We start from the raw sequence: 17,357 nt of genomic DNA, 5'->3' as shown, positions 1-17,357 counted from the left end.
TTCACAGGCACCTCTCCATATTAAAATATTGTGTTTCATACCAAAACAATATCAAGAAGAAAAAGGCAAGTAAACCTAAAAATACAAAATACTATCATCTCCTTTTCACATTCATAAAAAAAGGATACGACATCCTACCGTATCCCTTTCCTATCGCCACCCACTTCTTATAAGTAAAAACTAAACAACCTTACTACTTTCTCCTTACAACGCTCAAAAAAAGATAATGATTCAAAAAAGGCTGTTGTCATTTCTTTTGAATCATGAAAATCTTGTACTAATGCGTCATTCACTTCTTTAATAATGGAACCACCATGTATATACAAATCCATTTCATCATTTATATGAAAGCTTCGCGAAGTAAAGTTTGTTGTACCAATAATGGTTGTTTCATTATCAATAAGTATTAACTTCCCATGGAACATCCCCTTTTTATAACCATATACTGTAATCCCATTCTCGACAGATTGACGAATATACGGATACGCCGCTTCTTTAATAAGAGGTACATCTGGTTTATAAGACCAAAGTATTTTTACAGATACACCACGCTTTCGAGCCTGAATTAATGCATCCATGAGTTTTTGATCTCGCGGTATAAAATACGGTGTAGCAATCACAATAGAATGTTTGGCCTGATTTATGAGAGAAATATATTTCGCAATAACCCCATGACCATTATAACTAAACATAGTATGTAACGTGTTTCCTTTAACTGCTCGCTGAACTGTCTGCTTCATTTCTTCTGAAGTGTCCCGTTTCCAATCTAATGCAAATTGCTCTTCTAAATCCGTTACTCCCTCTCCCTGTACTCGTACATGATAATCTCTCCAGTATCCGAAACGCTTGTCTTTTCCTAAGTACTCATCACCTATGTTGAAACCTCCAGTATAACCCACTTTTCCATCTATTGTTGTAATGCGGCGATGATTCCGGTGATGAAGCGAATAAAAAAAGAATGGAAATTCCGGTTTTCTACTATACGTAAAATGAACGCCACTTGCCTGCAATTCATCTTTTAACTTTCTTTCAAAAGATAGATCGTTAATCCAATCAATTGATAAATATACTTCTACCCCTTCTTTCGCCTTTTCCTTTAATAAATTTAAAAACGTATGGCTGCTTTTATCATCCGAAATAATATAGAAATAAGTGAATATAGAATTTTTCGCTCCTTTTATATCAGAAAAGAGCTGACGATATAGTGATTCCCCCTCTACATATAATTGAAAATCACTATAATGAGGAGCATATTCCTTCAAGCGATTTTTCTCAGCTTCTATTTTTCTTCCCAGTGTTACGTCAATATGCATCCAAATCACAAGGAGAATCACTATGCTAATGATAATAGCAGTAACACGTAGTATTTTTTTCACCATCTCAGTTTCCTTCCACTCAAAGTCATCTATTTTATGTAGTCTTCAACAAAATCTGATTTTAATGCTTATTTCATTCACTTTCCTTACATACAGCTTTATGTTCAGCCATTGTTATGAGAAAAATATCCATATAAAGAGGTGGAGACTATGAAAACCAATAAAAGAAAACGACCCATCGTCTTTGTTCCGGGACTTTTTAGTTCTATGAGCAATGTTATTATTCCGGGTACAGGTAATTGGAGCTTCGGATTAGCTACATTTGTATATGGGCCTTTCATCATGATGTTAGAAAATATGGGATACGAAAGAAACGATTCAATATTTACAAGTGATCCCCTCACATTCCAAAATAATATGGGCAGATGGTAAAGTTGTAGGAGATATTCTTACAAAATTAGGTGATGGAAATACCATTACGAATAGCGTTTTCCTTTTAGATGGTGAGAAATATATAGTGCATGGCTCTCATAATGAAGTTTTATATAAAAGCAATCCATATTACAAAGGATACTTTAATTTACTAACACATAAAAAAGGATGCGGCATCATACCGCATCCTTTCTATTAAATAAAATTCCTCGCATCATTATTCCGCCCAAACTTATAAATCGCAATTAAGAAGAATGCTATTGCAAAGGCGAATAAGATTAAAATATTTAAATACAACTCTGAAAACGGAATTCCTTGCTGCAATTTCGAAATCGTGTCCATTAGCCAGCGTTGCGGTAAAAAATCAGCTATTTTTTGTACTGTTTTCGGCATGATATCATATGGAAAATAACATCCCGCTAATAAACATGTCGGTACAATAACGACATTTTGCATCGCATTTGAAGCAGTTGAATTTTTCGCAAAAGATACAATTACTAAAGACAAACCAATTGCGATTAAAGCAAATATCATGAGTACACCAATCATCACTGTGAAAGGCATATTTATATTCGTATGAAAAACATTCGTCATAAATAATACTGCAATTACAATTTGCACTGTTAATATAATCATATTCACCGCGACATTAGATAATATAAATTTCTTTCCATCTATTGGTGTCGATAATAATCTAAAATACGTTCTGTTCTCTTTTTCTTTTAAAATAAATCCTGATAAGTTCGCCGCTGAAAATAGCATAAACATGATAAGATAACCAATCGTTTGATTTGTCATATCCTTATTTTTCGAAGTATCTTCAAGTGTCTCAGACTTTACTTTAAATGAACTTTTTTGATACCCTGCATACATATTATTAAACGTACTTTGATCCGCACCTGCCACTTTACTAATCGCAGCGATGTTATCAACATAGTTATATAAATATGATTTTATAAACCCCGTTACTTGATCGCCTTTAATCGATGAAATCTCAATATGGCTCGGTTTCCCTTCTAGAACACTTTCCGAAAAACCGGACTCTAATGTAATAACACCATCAAGTTTTTTTGAAGTGAGTTTATCTTCTACTTCAGACTCCTTAACTTTACTTACATTTACATGATTTAATCCTTCTAAAAATTTCACTGTATCATTTGCTATAGGCTGATTTTCTTTATTTATAACCCCGATATTTAACGTTCCTTGCCCTACATTTCCATATATCGAAAAGGAGATGAGCGTTCCTATTATCGGCAAGCTAATAATGATTAGTAACCCTTTTTTATTTTTCAGAAGTACAGATAACGTTTTTTGTATGAGCCATAAAATATCTTTCATACTATAGCCCCTCCCGTCTACGTAATGCAATAATCGCAATTAATAAAAAGAGTGCTGAAATTCCGAGGTTTAAAGATATTACCGGTAGCGCCGCCCCTATGTCATTTGCATAAATAATTTTCATAATGGCTGTGTTGGCCCACGTTAATGGCGATAAATTCGTAACAACATTTTCTTCCACTACGAAATAAGCACCGCCAAAAATAGAAGCTAATTGCACAACAACCATAATAATCGCTCTAGATGCCTCACCTGTTTTTGTAATATATCCGATTCCTAAACCGAAGCTAATTGCTAGAAATACTTCTGTTAGTAAAATAATAAATATGATTCCAAGATGGTCGCCCCAATTCGCTTGAAAAACAAATTTACTAAATAAAACGATGAGTAATAGACAAAGTGCATTTGCTACAAGACTACCCAGCACTTTCCCAATGAAAATTTCAGCCTTACTTATAGGTGCTGCAATTAAACGATCCCCTGTTTTACGTATTCGTTCTCCTCGAATTAAAAAACTCGCCCCCATTGCAGCATACAGTGCAATCATTGTCGTCATTACAACCGCAAAGTAATCCATAGAACCTGGTTTTTTAGCAGCTTGTAAAGATGTTTCTTTAATATAATCATTATGATTTCCGTTTGAAATAACTAAGCTAACCTTACTTGGATCTATTTTTGCAACTTCAACTGCTACATTGTACTTATCAACAAATGTCGTAAGCATTCCTTCAACAATACTTCCTTCAATACTACTTCTGTCGCTTCCATAAAATTTCGCACCATCTTTATTCAATTCTACATATGCAGCATATTTATTTTGCTTCACTTCTTCTTTCTCATCTATACCTTCGGAAGCTTTTTTAAAATGGATTCCCGATTTATCGACCTCTTTAGTAAATTCTTCAAATGATTGAGAAAACATGCTACTCGCTTCATCTTTATAAAGCACTTGTATATCTTTAATCGAATGACTATCGCTATTAAATGCGTTACTTAACGCTGTTCCTAATACAAGCATAAGCACAATCGGAAATGCTAACATAAAAACTAAAGTTCTTACGTCCCTGAAATCTCTTTTAATGTGCATAACTGCAATATTGAAGATGTTCAATCGATGAACCTCCCTTTTCTATTCTTAAAATCACTTTATTTATCTCGTAAGTTTCTTCCGGTCAATGTAAGGAATACCGTTTCTAAATTCGGAGCCTGCTCCTCTAACGAGCGAATTTCAATGTCATGATTAATAAAGTGTTGAATAATTTTATTTAAATTATTTTATCCTGCATCAGAATTTACTTTAATTACGTTCTCTTCAATTTGAACAGCTTTCACACCGTTTATCTCTTTTAATTTTTCAACGTCTAGATTTTCTACTGACTTCACTTCAATCCAAATGTCTTTCGTATCTGTAATAATCGCTTTTAACTGTTCTTTCGTTCCTTCTGCAATTACTTTACCGTGATCTACAATTGCTATTTTCGTACAAATCTCTTCTACTTCTTCCATGTAGTGACTCGTATAAATAATGGTGCTTCCCATTTCATTTAATTTCCGGACAGACTGAAGGATATAATTTCTTGACTGCGGATCAATTCCAACTGTCGGTTCATCCATAATAATTAACTTCGGTCTATGAGCGATTGCACAAGCGATATTCAGCCTTCTTTTCATCCCGCCAGAAAAGTTTTTCGGGTAGCTTTTATGTTTATCACTAAGCCCCACAAATTGAAGTGCTTCCTCTACTCTCGCTTTTAGTTCAGCTCCTCTTAGTCCGTACAATCCAGCAAAGAATTTCACATTTTCATAGGCGGTTAGCTCTTCATATATTGCTATATCTTGTGGAACAATACCGATGTTCATTTTCGCAAATCGATTATTTTTCTTTATATTTTTTCCTAGTATGCTGATTTCACCTTCATTACTTCTTAACAGCCCAGCAATCATATTTATCGTTGTACTCTTACCAGCACCATTCGATCCTAAAAATCCAAATATTTCTCCTTCTTTAATAGATAAAGACATATTATCTACCGCGATGAAATCACCAAATTTTTTCGTTAAATTTTTAATTTCCAATGTATTCATTATTTCACCCCTATTTCGGTTTCTCTGCTGTTATTATAAACAAAAAGAATGAACCTGCTCAGTGCAGAAGTTCATTCTTTTCACATGAGATTATTCACTTTTTTCATATGAGATGATTCATCCCCGTCCCATTCCCTTATATCGGCAACAACATTGTTATTGAAAAACCACTTGTCCCATCTACAATAATTTTACCGTTTACAGACGCTGTTCTCTCCTCCATCCCCATAATACCGAGACCTTTTTTAACGAGAGTTTCACCTTTTCCATTATCCTTCACTTGTACTTTCACCATTTTATTAAGTACATGAATATCTATTGAGATGGCTGTCGCATCAGCGTATTTCATCGCATTTGTTAACGCCTCCGTAACATTTTCACCGATAATTTTCCACTGGATTGGAGAAATCATATCTAAATTCCCTTTATATACGAAAGGAATGTTTACATCATGCTTACTGGAAAATTCCTCTATGAATAATTTCATACGATGAATGCCAATTTGCTCTGTTGGTGGCTTCATATTTTTTAATGTAATCCGAATGCTTTCAATGCCGTCTTTCGAAATATGAATTGCATTTTGTAATAACTCAGCAGATTTCACTTTATCTATTTCCATTAATCTCTTCGCTGCTTCCATTTGAATAAGTGCACCCGTCATCGAGTGACCAATTTTATCATGAATTTCTTGAGATAATCGATTTCTCTCCTCTAACTTAAATGTGTATTCTGATTGCCTTATGTAATCTTTATTTTCATTTAAATTTTTCGTAAGTCTTTGTATGTCTTTTCTCATTTTATCATTTTGCATTTCGAGTTTTAATAATCGTGCTATATAGCGGTGGGCCATCGTTAAGGAAAAAAAACAAAATGTACTAATAAGTCCATACGTCATTTGAATACCTTCACCTATAAAAATAATAGGAAGGATCATAATGAAAAAGATTAACCATTTCTTTTCTATATAATAATTTGCAATTTCATATAAGTTCAAAGGTAAAAACAAAATAAAAAACGGATGAATCTTCCACGTAAACAGTATGATTACGCCAACTGACACGCAGATTAAAACCTTATTGTACGTATCTTTTTTTAATATAGAAATCATCACATTTATAGAAAGATATATAAGCAAAGTAAGTATAATCCACGGTAAGTTCGTAACATTTAAATGAATATAGCTGAACACAATATATAAAAAAACAATAAATTTACTTAAAGTTAACCAAAATTCCATATCATTAATCTACTTTCCCTGTTAAATAGTAAATCGCGATTTGCGTACGATGCTCAAGACCCGTTTTCCCTAGAATAGACGTAATATAATTTGCAATTGTTCCTTCTGATATGAAGAGCTGCTTTGAAATTTCTTTATTAGAGAAACCTTTTGCAATTAATGCTATAATACTAAGTTCCCTCTCTGTGAAAAGAGTCTTATCTATTTTTGACTCCTCTTCTTTATTTTCCAGCAAGTTACACTTAATTTTATCAAGCACTACGTCTTGCATAACAGTTTGCCCGTTATATACTCCTTTTATCGCATCACGAATGCGCTCCGGGTCGTTATTTTTCAGTAAATAACCTTTCGCTCCTTTCTTTACTGCCTCCAAAATATACTCATCATCATCAAATGTCGTTAAAATAAGCGGCTTCGCTTTTGTCTCCTCACAAATTAACTTTGTCGCCTCTACGCCATTCATATTTGGCATACGGACATCTAAAAGCGCAATATCTACATCATGTTTTTTGCAATAATCTAGAGCCTCTTTCCCATCATTTACTGTTTCTAACACTTCAAATTCTTCGTATGTACTTAAAATAATCTTCATGCCTTCTCTAATAAAAGAGTTATCATCAGCTATTAATATTTTTATTTTCATGCTTGTTAGTACGGAAATTCCCCTACTAACATTCACATCCTTTCTCCATGTAACATCTCCCTATTGCTCATTATATACTTCCCGAAACTATTTTTTTACACGTTTTTGAAGTAGTTTCCTCTCTTAAAATATATTATTATGTTTTTTACATATATGTAGGGTCACTAATCATGTCTTACGTCTATATAATTGAAGTAGAAATTTCTTCGGATACTAAAAAACCTTCCACATGGATTTCATATCATATGGAAGGTTCTTTCCTATATAAGTGCTTTAATTCCTTCTAAAACCAATCCAATTATAAAGCCACAAACAGCACCATTCACACGGATCCATTGCAAATCTTTACCGAGGTTATTTTCAATCATTTCGATCAATGTTTGATCGTCTAGCTTATCAAGATTTTCTTGTACAAGCTTTCCGATTTTAGAATGATTATTTTCAACAAGGTTTACAATTTGCTTTTGCAACCAATCTTCTATTTTTTGAACTGTTACTGGGTCTTCTTTCACTTTGTTCATTTGCTTTGTTAAAAATGGATGAAGATATTGATCTGCAAACTCTTCTTTTTTAATAAAAGCCACTGCTCTTTCCTGTGCTTGTCCTAGCAATTCTTTTATTTTGTCAGCAGCATTCCAATTTGTAATCCAGCTTTCTTTCCAATTCTCCAATTCCTGTAATACCGATTCATTCCCCTTCACATTAATAAGTTCTTGGCGAATTTTCATTAATATAAGTTGTCTTGTACTATTATCTGGATTTTGCAAACTACTAATATTACTAATCACAAACTTCTGCAAAATGTTTCCGATTTTCTCTTCATCTACAATATTCATGAAAGATTTAAGAGTAAACTGCAAAAATCCATCCACTTTTATATTTTCCATTGCTTTCATACCTAAACTTCCAAGCTGATAACGAGCTTCATCTTGAGCTGTCCATTCTTTCGCTTTTACCAACATGTAATCAAGCGTTTTTTCATCATATTCTTGTACAACTAATTGATTAATAAGGATTTCCAATATGTTTCCTGTATTAATCGTATGCAAATATGTTTTTAATTCTTTTTCAATTACAGTAGCTAGCTTTTCGGTATCAATTTGAAGAATCGCCTTTTCAGCAATTGTAACAATCCCTTTCTTCACGCTATCGGATTGCAACTCTCTCTCAGCAACCTGTAATACCATTTGTGCTAACTGCATTTCTTTCACTTTATTTGTGATACTTTCCTTCGTCAACCACTCATTCTCTAATGTAGAAATGAGTCCTTTTGTAACCCGTTTCCGGTTTTTAGGTAATAAAGCTGTATGCGGAATGGGAATACCCATCGGATGACGAAATAAAGCTGTAACCGCAAACCAATCGGCAAGTCCACCAACTAATCCAGCCTCAAATCCACCTTGTATAATCTCCCCTGCTACCGCTCCTTGAAAAGGGATTGTTGCTGCAAAACCTACCCCCATAACCCCAAGTGAAATACCCGCTAAATATTTTGACTGTAATGACATTGTATACACACCCTCTTGTTATGTAAAATGAAGCTTCTTAATTGTATTTAATTCATATTAGTAACCTTGTATATCTTGAAAAAGCTTATATCTATACTATAAAGAACCTCGTTAAAAATAACAAAGAATTTTAGTATTCGCTAGAACGAATAAGTGAATATGTAGCAAGTTATATAAATCCTTTTTAATTTTTCGATATCTAAATCCCTGCTATGCATAATAAAATATAGCCTACACTCGTTTGCTCTTTCTGTNNTGGCAGAAAAAGGCCCTAACCGCTTCTATGCATGGCCAGATGCTCTCTCCCACCTAAAATATGTTGGTTTTTAATTGATGTATATATACCGATTTCCATCTACTCCTTCTCAAAGGTTAGTAATCGTGTTTAAATTAAAAAGATGAGGCTTCATGCCTCATCTTACATTACTTCTCTTCTTCTAGCGCTAAATTTAATCCCTTTTGATAATATTGCATCATCACTTCTTTAGGAACCATGCTACCACCAGTTCCCCAAACGATGTGTGTACCTTTATTCATTTTTTCCGTTACATTATACTTCTGTAAATATTCTTTTCCCTCTTTACATAATTTCATTGGTCCGATCATACCTGCTAGTGCAGAAGGTTCTAAATAAATCTTCTCTGCATCAGCAAGTTCCTTTAACAGCTTATACAACTGCTCGTCGCTAACTGTGTAATTCCCACTTAAAAAAGGTTCCATCGTTTTCCCTACAAATCCAGACGGTCTCCCTACAGCAAGTCCATCCGCGTCTGTCACATTATCAATACCAATATCTTGGACAGCAATTTTATCATGAAGCCCAGTCATTAGGCCAAGTAACATACATGGAGAATGAGTAGGCTCTGCAAAGAAGCAATGGACATTGTCTTTATATAATAGCTTTAAACCAAATGCTACTCCTCCAGGCCCACCACCTACCCCGCATGGAAGGTAAACGAATAAAGGATGATCTTCATCTACTGTGATCTCTAACTCTTCTAGTTGTTTTTGTAAACGAGATGCTGCCACAGAGTATCCTAAAAACAAATCATGAGAATTTTCATCATCGACAAAATAGCAGCTAGGATCTGCATTTGCTTGCAAACGCCCTTCTTCTACCGCTTTACTATAATCCGCTTCATATTCAATCACGGTTACATTTTTACTTCTTAGCAAATCCTTTTTCCATTGTTTCGCATCAGCTGACATATGAACAGTCACATTAAAGCCTAACTTTGCACTCATGATGCCTATACTAAGTCCTAAATTTCCAGTTGATCCTACCGCAATGGAATACTCTGCGAAAAAGCTTCGAAAACGATCACTATCTAAAATTGAATAATCATCTTGCACCGTTAACATTTGATGCTGAATAGCTAATTTTTCCGCATGTTTCAGAACTTCATAAATTCCTCCTCTTGCTTTAATCGATCCCGATATTGGAAGGTGGCTATCACATTTTAATAATAATTCTCCTAATATAGGTTGCTCATAATTCTGTTCTAAAGAACGTTTCATAGAAGGCACTCTCACTAAAGGAGATTCTATAATACCATTTGTTCCTTTTGTTTCAGGGAAAACCTTAGCGATATATGGCGCAAAACGTTTCAATCTCTCCTCGGCATCCTTTACATCCTCTTGAGTAAGGGGAGAACTTTTCATTCCTGTTTCAAATTTTTCGATATTAGGATTAATCCAAAATACTTCTTCCATCGAAATAAGATTATTTAATAACGGGTATTTATCTTTCCATGTTTGTATATTTTCATTTTCAATCCCCTTCATTGGTCCAATCCTCCTCATTTTCTTGTAGCAAGTTTCATAATAAATTATAATTAAATAAATTTTAATACAGTTTAACACACAATTATCTTTATGTTAATTTTAATTTAATTTATTTAAATCAAATTAAATATTTTTTATTAAGGAGTATGAGTTATGGAAAATATAGACATCGGAAAGAAGATTGAAAAATATAAAAAAATTAAGGGATTAAATAGTAGAGAGTTAGCAAAATTAGCTGAAATTACTCCTTCAATGTTAAGTCAAATTGAGAGAGGGTCAGCTAATCCTTCTATTCAAACACTGAAGGTCTTAGCTAAAGCTCTGGATGTTCCAACTTTTAGTTTTTTACTTGAAGAAACAAAAACGGATGATTTGATAGTCAGATCTAGTAAACGAAAAAAAATGATTATTGATAATTTGTCTTATGAGTTATTGTCACCTGATTTTACAGGGAATTTGGCAACAGCGATTATGAATCTGCCTCCGAATACTTCTTCGTCAGAAAATCCTCTAGAACATAAAGGAGAAGAAGTAGCATTTATTTTAGAAGGAAAGATTAAGGTGTATTTGGATGAAGAAGAATATGTATTAGAAGCTGGTGATAGTGTGAAAATACCAGCATATTTGAAACATAAATGGGAAAATAATTTTGATCAAAATGCAGTCGTCTTATTTTCTGTTACCCCACCTGTATTTTAATGTAGATACATGTAAGATGTTACCCAACAATCGGGTTTGTTTGGTGAATAAGAAGTAAAAGGGGAATACATATTATCTATACTAATATGTATTCCCCTTTATTTTTTATGATTTAGATCTTGATATTATAATTTTATCAGACTTTATTTTAAATCAACCAGAGGAATATGTACCTCTGGTTTTACTTCGCTATCTCGCTATTCACGAATGATACTATTAAACTTCAACAAAAGCAAAGATATTCTTATTGTAAATCGATAACAAATTTGCTTAATTTTGCTATAAAAAAATAAGAGCCTTGCTAAATAAAATGTAATAAGGCTTTTTAAAGTTGTTTAATACCAGATTGTTCTATACAATTTCATTCATAAAAAAGATAATAAAGTTGTTTAATTCTTACCGAGCGAACGCCCCAGTTAGTTAATAAGTAGGAAACTCTACAACGGATATAAGTAAATCAAAATCATAAAATGGTGAATGCACATTAAAGACCTAAATTTTCAATTATTAGATACCAATTTCACTTCACCTATAATTAAATTACTATCTAACCATTCTTCTAACATCTTATTAAAGAGCTTTGGATCTGCTAAAGGTATCCCATGACCAATCTTAGGAATGATAACTCCTTGACAATTGGGATTGTTAGCCATAATCTCCTTCATTGAATCCTTCATTATTTTTTTCTCTTTTTCACCAACAGTAACTAATATATTGTGTGGGTATTTCCTGAATGTTTTAGGTATTTTAAATGAAGAATTTTCATTCATAACCCTTAAAAAAGCGTCTTTGTTTATTTGTAGACTTTCTTGATAATAAAGATTAAAATACTCCTCGCATTATTTTTCTTTTAACATTGAATACTTTCGATAAGCTTTATAGAAACTGCTACCCAAAAAAACAACCAGAAGTGCGGGAAACAACTTCAAAAGGACAAATGGAGTTTCAAATAAAAATGCTTTCCAAAATAATGAACCTTTCATACTCCAAAGACCTTCATGATATAATCCCGAATCCTTGTAAGGCATATAAGATGAAGCCAAACACAGCATACCCAACATAAATGAATAACCCATTAATCTTTTATAATAATTACCCTTTGATTGGCGGTCCGAGAAGATTTCATTTTGCTTATCATCTTCTTTTTGCCAATAAACCCCACCAAGCCAGGAGCCATTTATATAAATCCAACCGAGGTCTTCATATATCCCTTTGTAATCTTCGAACTTTTTCTTTGATAAATAATCTTGATAATCCAGTCGCATCACATATCTCTTGTCGGTTTTTTCGAAAGTGTATATTCCTAATCCACTAATATTTGTACAACGATATCCTTTTTGTAATTGCTCGTTCAGCCATTGCTCCTCTTTTTCAATATCAAAAAACATCTTAAATTTCTTCATTCGATTCACTTCCTTCGTACAGGGATAAAATATGCAATAACCTGTTTTGTTCCATTTTCAAAATGGCGCTTCCTTCTGCAGTTATCATATAAACTTTTCTCCGACCTGACTCTCCAACAGCTTCGATCCAACCATGCTTATTCAAGTTTTCAATCGCACCGTATAATGTACCAGCTGCTAAAATAACAGTACCGTTACTTATCTTTTCTATCTTCTGCATTACGGCATAGCCATGGAGTGGCTCACGCATAGCTAATAAAATATAATGCATGGTTTCAGACAACGGTAATAATTTATGTTTCATATCCTCACCCTCTATTCAGTTCGACTATGTAGTTCAACTGAATAGTCAACAACATTTTCAAAGTTAGTCAAAGGAACTTAAAGTAAAAAGCTTGATAACAAGGGAAAAATCAATCTAAAAAGTCGCTTTCCTTACGTAAGGGAAAGCGACTTTTTGTGTAGTCTTATTCAATTAAATGGCCCGATTGTTGAACAAGAAAAAACCTGCATTTCAAGCAGTTTTTTTGATCGTACTTTTTTACAAACAGTACATCTTTTTTATAAACGGTACGACTTTCTTATAACCAGGACAACTTCATTCCAAACCAACATTTGTAAATTCTTTTTACTATTGTTTTGATTCATCAATTTTAAATTGTGAAATCAATCCTTCTAATTCTTCAATTTTGTTCCTTATTTGCATGGATTGATTCGTTATTTCTGTAATGGATGATGCTTGTGTTTGAATTGCTTGTACGGTTTGATCCGTATCTTTTGCTACCCTTGTAGACGTTTCTGATACTACTGATAATGAAGCGTTAATTTCTTCCGTTCCAGCAGACATTTCTTCTGTCGTAGCTGATACTTCTTGGATTTGTCTTGTTATCTTATGAATATCTTTCATGATTGTTGAAAAGGCTTCGTCTGCTTCATTAGCAGCATTTCTTCCTTGTTCCGCTTCTTCTTGACCTTTTCTCATAATTTGAACAGTATCTTTTGTATCTTGTTGAATTGATTTAATTAAATCATTAATTTCATGTGCGGATTGCTTGGATTGTTCAGCTAAATCTCGCACTTCAGCTGCAACAACTGCAAAACCTTTTCCATTTTCCCCTGCACGTGCTGCTTCAATTGCAGCATTTAAAGCAAGCAAGTTTGTTTGTTCCGCAATATTCGTAATAGCGTTTAAAGCTTTATCTATATCTTGCGTACGCATCACAAGACGTTCTATCATTGTAGATGTTTCTTCCACAGCTTTATGTACATTATTCATTTGAGTAATGGATTGCTTGATTACTTCACTTCCACTATCCACACGATCAGTTGTAATAACAGACACTTCAGCAACAGTTGATGCAGATTCAGCCACTGTTTGAACTCCATTTGCTACGTCATTCATTGCTGTTGAGCTTTCTTGAATACTCGTAACTTGCCCTACTATTTGTTTGTTCACTTCATGAATCGTTTGAACAGCTTCGTTAGAGATTTGAGATGCCTGTTTTGTATTTTGCAACATACAATCAGTCGAGGAAGTAACCTCATGTGTTGTTACCTTTATTTTCTCAATTAGTTGTTGCAAATTGTCTAACATATGATTAAAAGAAGTAACAATATTTCCTAATTCATCATTTGCTTCATAAGAAGTACGTATTACTAAATTCCCATCTGCTACTTCTTTCATATCATGCTGTAATAACGTAATTGGACGGTGAATAGATGTTTTAATGATATATCCAATAAACATAATAACCGCAGTCACTATAACTGAAATAATAATAAAGATTAGTACCATATTCTTCATGTTGCTAACATTATCTTTTTGTAATTGTTCTGCATGGTTAACATTATAATTAATGAGTGCTTGAATACTATCACTTGACTTTTGTATAGCGGGCTCAACTTCTTTTAAATAATAAGCATAAGCATCTTCGTTTTTATTTTGCATCGCTAAATTTTGTGCTTCATTTATTGTCGTTCTGAACTCTTGATAATTTTTCTGAAAATCTGCATATAATTGTTTTTCTTCTTGTGAAGTAATCTTAGACTCATATTTTTTTAATAGTTGCTGATTCTCATTCTTTAATTGATCCATTCTACTTACTAATTCTTTGTTTCTTTTATCATCAGTTGTAAGCATAAGTTCCATAAGATTTTTAGCACCATAATGAAAATTAGATTCTACAGTCTCTATCCAGTAAATTGGCAGCAATCTTTCTTCATACATACTTGTAGAAGCTTCGCCTGTCTTCTTTAAGCTGATACCCCCTATAATTGATAAGAGAATACATGCAATACTAGCTATGATCATTAAGATGTTCAACTTTGTTCCAATTTTTTTATTTTTTAATAACAAAATTAAGTCACACTCCTTTGTAAATTTAGATATAACGTTATATAGTATATATTATAAAATGACAAAAAACGACAGGGAAATACGTTTTTTCAAATAAATGTATTTTTCTTCAGGCACTTATAGTTAATAAAATTGGAGATTGAGAAGAATCGTGAGTTATATCTTTGAATATGGCTCTGGTGTGAAGGTTTTGAAATATTTGAATGTAAATAACCATTTGACATATTTACTGCACCAAATAACGTAACACTTGCATGGCGTCCATATGTAGGAATTTATTTTTATTCACCACGAAGAAACCAGGAAGTATGTAGGGCTTGATAGTCACGTATATGTGTTTCATCTTCATAGAACAGTATCATATCTTCCGATAAGTTTTTTTTATCCAGTTCAGTTCTCGTAAGAACTTTTGTTGTTTCAGAGGATCTGCTTTTTTCAAACGATAAATGGGTCTTGTGTAAGTAAAGCCCCAACGGTGTAGCATGTCGCAAATTCCACCTCTAGACATAGAAACATGGTAACGCTCCTCTAAAAAGTATTGAAGGACACGCGTATCCCAATGTGTTTCAGGTCCAATCCCTTCTTGATTCGGTGTACTTTCTATAAAATTCTGGTGTTGGTTTAGCAATACTTCCCTTGAAATACCTAAGTCATATTAACAAGTTTTTTTAATGAGTTGCACTAACTCAAAAATAGAAGTCAGTCTCAATAAAGAGATCTGACTTCTATTTGGGTAACCACGATTATCATAGAACTTTTACTTTAACAGTTTGTCTTCCCCAATTCATAGCCTTACTTTTTGAACCTACTAAAACATCAATACGATTACCTTTTATTGCACTACCGGTATCACCAGCGATTGCTTCACCATAATTTTCTACCCATACTTTTGATCCTAATGGAATTACTTTCGGATCAACTGCGATCATTCTCATATTCGGATTTTTCGTTAAATCATGCCCCATCGCACTTAATACGCGTCCACCATATGTACCATTTTCACTTGGATCAGCAGTATACGCTGTCGCTACAACCGTTAATTCACGTTTACCCGACTGTGTGTTATTTTTAGATGCTTCTTGTGCTTTCGCTTTCGCTTTTGCTGCTTCTTGTGCTTTCGTTGCTTCCTGCGCTTTTACTGCTTCTTGTGCTTTCACTGCTTCCTGCACTTTTGCTGTTTCTTGTGCTTTCGCTTCCTCTTTCGCTTTTGCTGCTTCCTGTGCTTTTGCTTCCTCTTTCGCTTTTGCTGCTTCCTGCACTTTTGCTGTTTCTTGTGCTTTCGCTGCTTCCTGCACTTTTGCTGTTTCTTGTGCTTTCGCTTCCTCTTTCGCTTTTGCTGCTTCCTGTACTTTTGCTTCCTCTTTCACTTTTGCTGCTTCCTGTGCTTTTGCTTCCTCTTTCGCTTTTGCTGCTTCCTGTACTTTTGCTGTTTCCTTCACTTGCATTGCTTTTTTCGTTTTTGCTACTTCTTGCGTTTTCGATTCAACTTTCTTTTCAATTGGTGCTGTACTTGATAAGAAAGAAACATTTACATAAGCTGTTTTTCCTTTATACTCAAATTGTAGCCATCCATCTTTCACTTGATGCGTTGATTCAATTACATCGTCCTTTTTTAGTCTGCCAAGAACTTCTGATTCTGTATTTGCTTCAGAACGTACATTTAACAAGTTTGCTGTTACATGATAAAGATCTTTTGTAAACTCCGAACTTACAAATACTTCTTTGCCATTTAACTCAATTTTGGACCAGCTTTCTTCAGTATGTATGACATTTAACTTTTGTCCATCTTTTACTTTATCTACAACTTTTGATTCCGTTGTTGGCTTTTCACGTACGTTGAGTACATCCGCTGTTACGATAGTTTCCGCGGTAACAGATGTTGTAAAAGCTCCCAATCCAAGAACTGTTGCTGCGCCAATTATTTTTTTCATAATAGCCTCCATTGCGTTTTTTTGACTTCTATTATATCAAATTCTTCCATAATATTAGGAGATTTCACAGAATAACAAAACATTTGTAACAGTATATTAATATAAATTAATATACTGTTGTTAATAGATGCTCCTTTTACTCCAAGATTATCAAATTCTCATTTATCAGCAAATAAAAAAACGTCATTTTGAAAAAAGATTGATCAAAATGGTGTCTTCTTTATGGTTATCTATTAAATTTTTATAATAAAGTTTGATCATTTTTTATGGTTTTTTCAACTAAAGTCCTCATCTCTTTAAATACGTTTATTTACAAGTTTCCTGTAATACCCTTATTAAATTAATGTTGAGTAACTATTTCTCCATTAATTCTTTTTTAGTAACTGAATATATATTATGGGTTTTGTTAAAAACAAATGATTCTTTCTCCTTAGTGAAGCTACTTTTTTCAGGCACACGAATTGATGGTGTTGCATTGAAATAAAATTTGATTAAAAGTATCGCGCAAACCCATATTTTACAATAAATAAAAAGAAGCCATTTTGAAAAAAGAACAATCAAAATGGCTTCTTTTCTTCTTGAATGAACATTCCGTTTTATAAAAAAGCATTCCTGTATTAA

General features: G+C 33.4%; 14 protein-coding genes and 4 pseudogenes. 3 read left to right on the top strand and 15 right to left on the bottom strand.

Annotated features, from left to right (window positions below; genetic code table 11):
* Positions 1-167: 167 nt before the first annotated feature.
* Positions 168-1,379 carry a cardiolipin synthase gene (cls, locus tag COO03_RS07070; RefSeq protein WP_097896304.1) on the bottom strand — a complete coding sequence of 404 codons (1,212 nt, stop codon included), beginning with the start codon at positions 1,377-1,379 and terminating at the stop codon, positions 168-170.
* A 147-nt stretch (positions 1,380-1,526) separates the two neighbouring features.
* Between cls and COO03_RS28110 the strand changes: the two genes are divergently transcribed.
* Both COO03_RS28110 and COO03_RS28105 read left to right on the top strand, forming a co-directional pair.
* The gene (locus COO03_RS28110; RefSeq protein WP_373605239.1) at positions 1,527-1,748 is read left to right on the top strand and encodes a hypothetical protein; all 222 of its coding nucleotides are present in this window, start codon (positions 1,527-1,529) and stop codon (positions 1,746-1,748) included.
* Positions 1,678-1,895: pseudogene (locus COO03_RS28105) on the top strand (acetyltransferase); the annotation flags it as partial. The gene COO03_RS28110 and the pseudogene COO03_RS28105, both read left to right, overlap by 71 nt.
* 48 nt (positions 1,896-1,943) lie before the next feature.
* On the opposite strand, the gene COO03_RS07060 reads toward COO03_RS28105, so the two are convergent.
* The 7 genes and pseudogenes from COO03_RS07060 to COO03_RS07025 all read right to left on the bottom strand — a co-directional run bounded on the left by COO03_RS07060 (position 1,944) and on the right by COO03_RS07025 (position 10,347).
* Positions 1,944-3,089, bottom strand: coding sequence for an ABC transporter permease (locus COO03_RS07060; protein ID WP_097896303.1), 1,146 nt, complete (start codon positions 3,087-3,089; stop codon positions 1,944-1,946).
* A 1-nt stretch (position 3,090) separates the two neighbouring features.
* Positions 3,091-4,200, bottom strand: coding sequence for an ABC transporter permease (locus COO03_RS07055; RefSeq protein ID WP_097896301.1), 1,110 nt, complete (start codon positions 4,198-4,200; stop codon positions 3,091-3,093).
* A 35-nt stretch (positions 4,201-4,235) separates the two neighbouring features.
* Positions 4,236-5,174, bottom strand: a pseudogene (locus COO03_RS07050) (ATP-binding cassette domain-containing protein).
* 136 nt (positions 5,175-5,310) lie between these two features.
* Positions 5,311-6,411, bottom strand: a complete 1,101-nt coding sequence (locus COO03_RS07045; protein WP_097896300.1) for a sensor histidine kinase — start codon at positions 6,409-6,411, stop codon at positions 5,311-5,313.
* A 4-nt stretch (positions 6,412-6,415) separates the two neighbouring features.
* The gene (locus COO03_RS07040; RefSeq protein WP_097896298.1) at positions 6,416-7,054 is read right to left on the bottom strand and encodes a response regulator transcription factor; all 639 of its coding nucleotides are present in this window, start codon (positions 7,052-7,054) and stop codon (positions 6,416-6,418) included.
* Positions 7,055-7,314: 260 nt separating this feature from the next.
* A complete protein-coding gene (locus COO03_RS07030; protein ID WP_097896297.1) occupies positions 7,315-8,562 on the bottom strand; it encodes a DUF445 domain-containing protein in 1,248 nt (415 codons plus the stop codon).
* Between the two features lie 423 nt (positions 8,563-8,985).
* Entirely contained in the window at positions 8,986-10,347 is a 1,362-nt protein-coding gene (locus COO03_RS07025) for a D-serine ammonia-lyase (RefSeq protein ID WP_097896295.1), read from the bottom strand.
* A gap of 153 nt (positions 10,348-10,500) precedes the next feature.
* Here COO03_RS07025 and COO03_RS07020 point away from each other — a divergent pair, with 153 nt between their 5' ends.
* The gene (locus COO03_RS07020) at positions 10,501-11,046 is read left to right on the top strand and encodes a helix-turn-helix domain-containing protein (protein WP_097896293.1); all 546 of its coding nucleotides are present in this window, start codon (positions 10,501-10,503) and stop codon (positions 11,044-11,046) included.
* Between the two features lie 500 nt (positions 11,047-11,546).
* Here the strand turns inward: COO03_RS07020 and cesH are convergent.
* From cesH to COO03_RS27310, 7 genes and pseudogenes are all read right to left on the bottom strand, one after another.
* A pseudogene (gene cesH / locus COO03_RS07015) lies at positions 11,547-11,882 on the bottom strand (cereulide biosynthesis alpha/beta hydrolase CesH); the annotation flags it as partial.
* Between the two features lie 3 nt (positions 11,883-11,885).
* Positions 11,886-12,449, bottom strand: a complete 564-nt coding sequence (locus COO03_RS07010; RefSeq protein ID WP_097896291.1) for a DUF2812 domain-containing protein — start codon at positions 12,447-12,449, stop codon at positions 11,886-11,888.
* A complete protein-coding gene (locus COO03_RS07005; protein WP_097896289.1) occupies positions 12,436-12,753 on the bottom strand; it encodes a PadR family transcriptional regulator in 318 nt (105 codons plus the stop codon). Before COO03_RS07005 ends, COO03_RS07010 begins: the two co-directional genes overlap by 14 nt.
* A 327-nt stretch (positions 12,754-13,080) precedes the next feature.
* A complete protein-coding gene (locus tag COO03_RS07000; RefSeq protein WP_097896288.1) occupies positions 13,081-14,808 on the bottom strand; it encodes a methyl-accepting chemotaxis protein in 1,728 nt (575 codons plus the stop codon).
* Between the two features lie 355 nt (positions 14,809-15,163).
* Entirely contained in the window at positions 15,164-15,313 is a 150-nt protein-coding gene (locus COO03_RS27490) for a helix-turn-helix domain-containing protein (protein WP_230322566.1), read from the bottom strand.
* Between the two features lie 238 nt (positions 15,314-15,551).
* Positions 15,552-16,736: a 3D domain-containing protein gene (locus COO03_RS06990; RefSeq protein ID WP_097896286.1), complete on the bottom strand. Its 1,185-nt coding sequence runs from the start codon at positions 16,734-16,736 to the stop codon at positions 15,552-15,554.
* A gap of 354 nt (positions 16,737-17,090) precedes the next feature.
* Positions 17,091-17,357: pseudogene (locus tag COO03_RS27310) on the bottom strand (hypothetical protein); the annotation flags it as partial.

The organism is Bacillus sp. AFS098217 (assembly GCF_002551815.1).
Classification (GTDB): Bacteria; Bacillota; Bacilli; order Bacillales; family Bacillaceae_G; genus Bacillus_A.
Note: the sequence above shows the minus strand (reverse complement) of the source record. Positions and strands in the feature narration are given on the sequence as shown.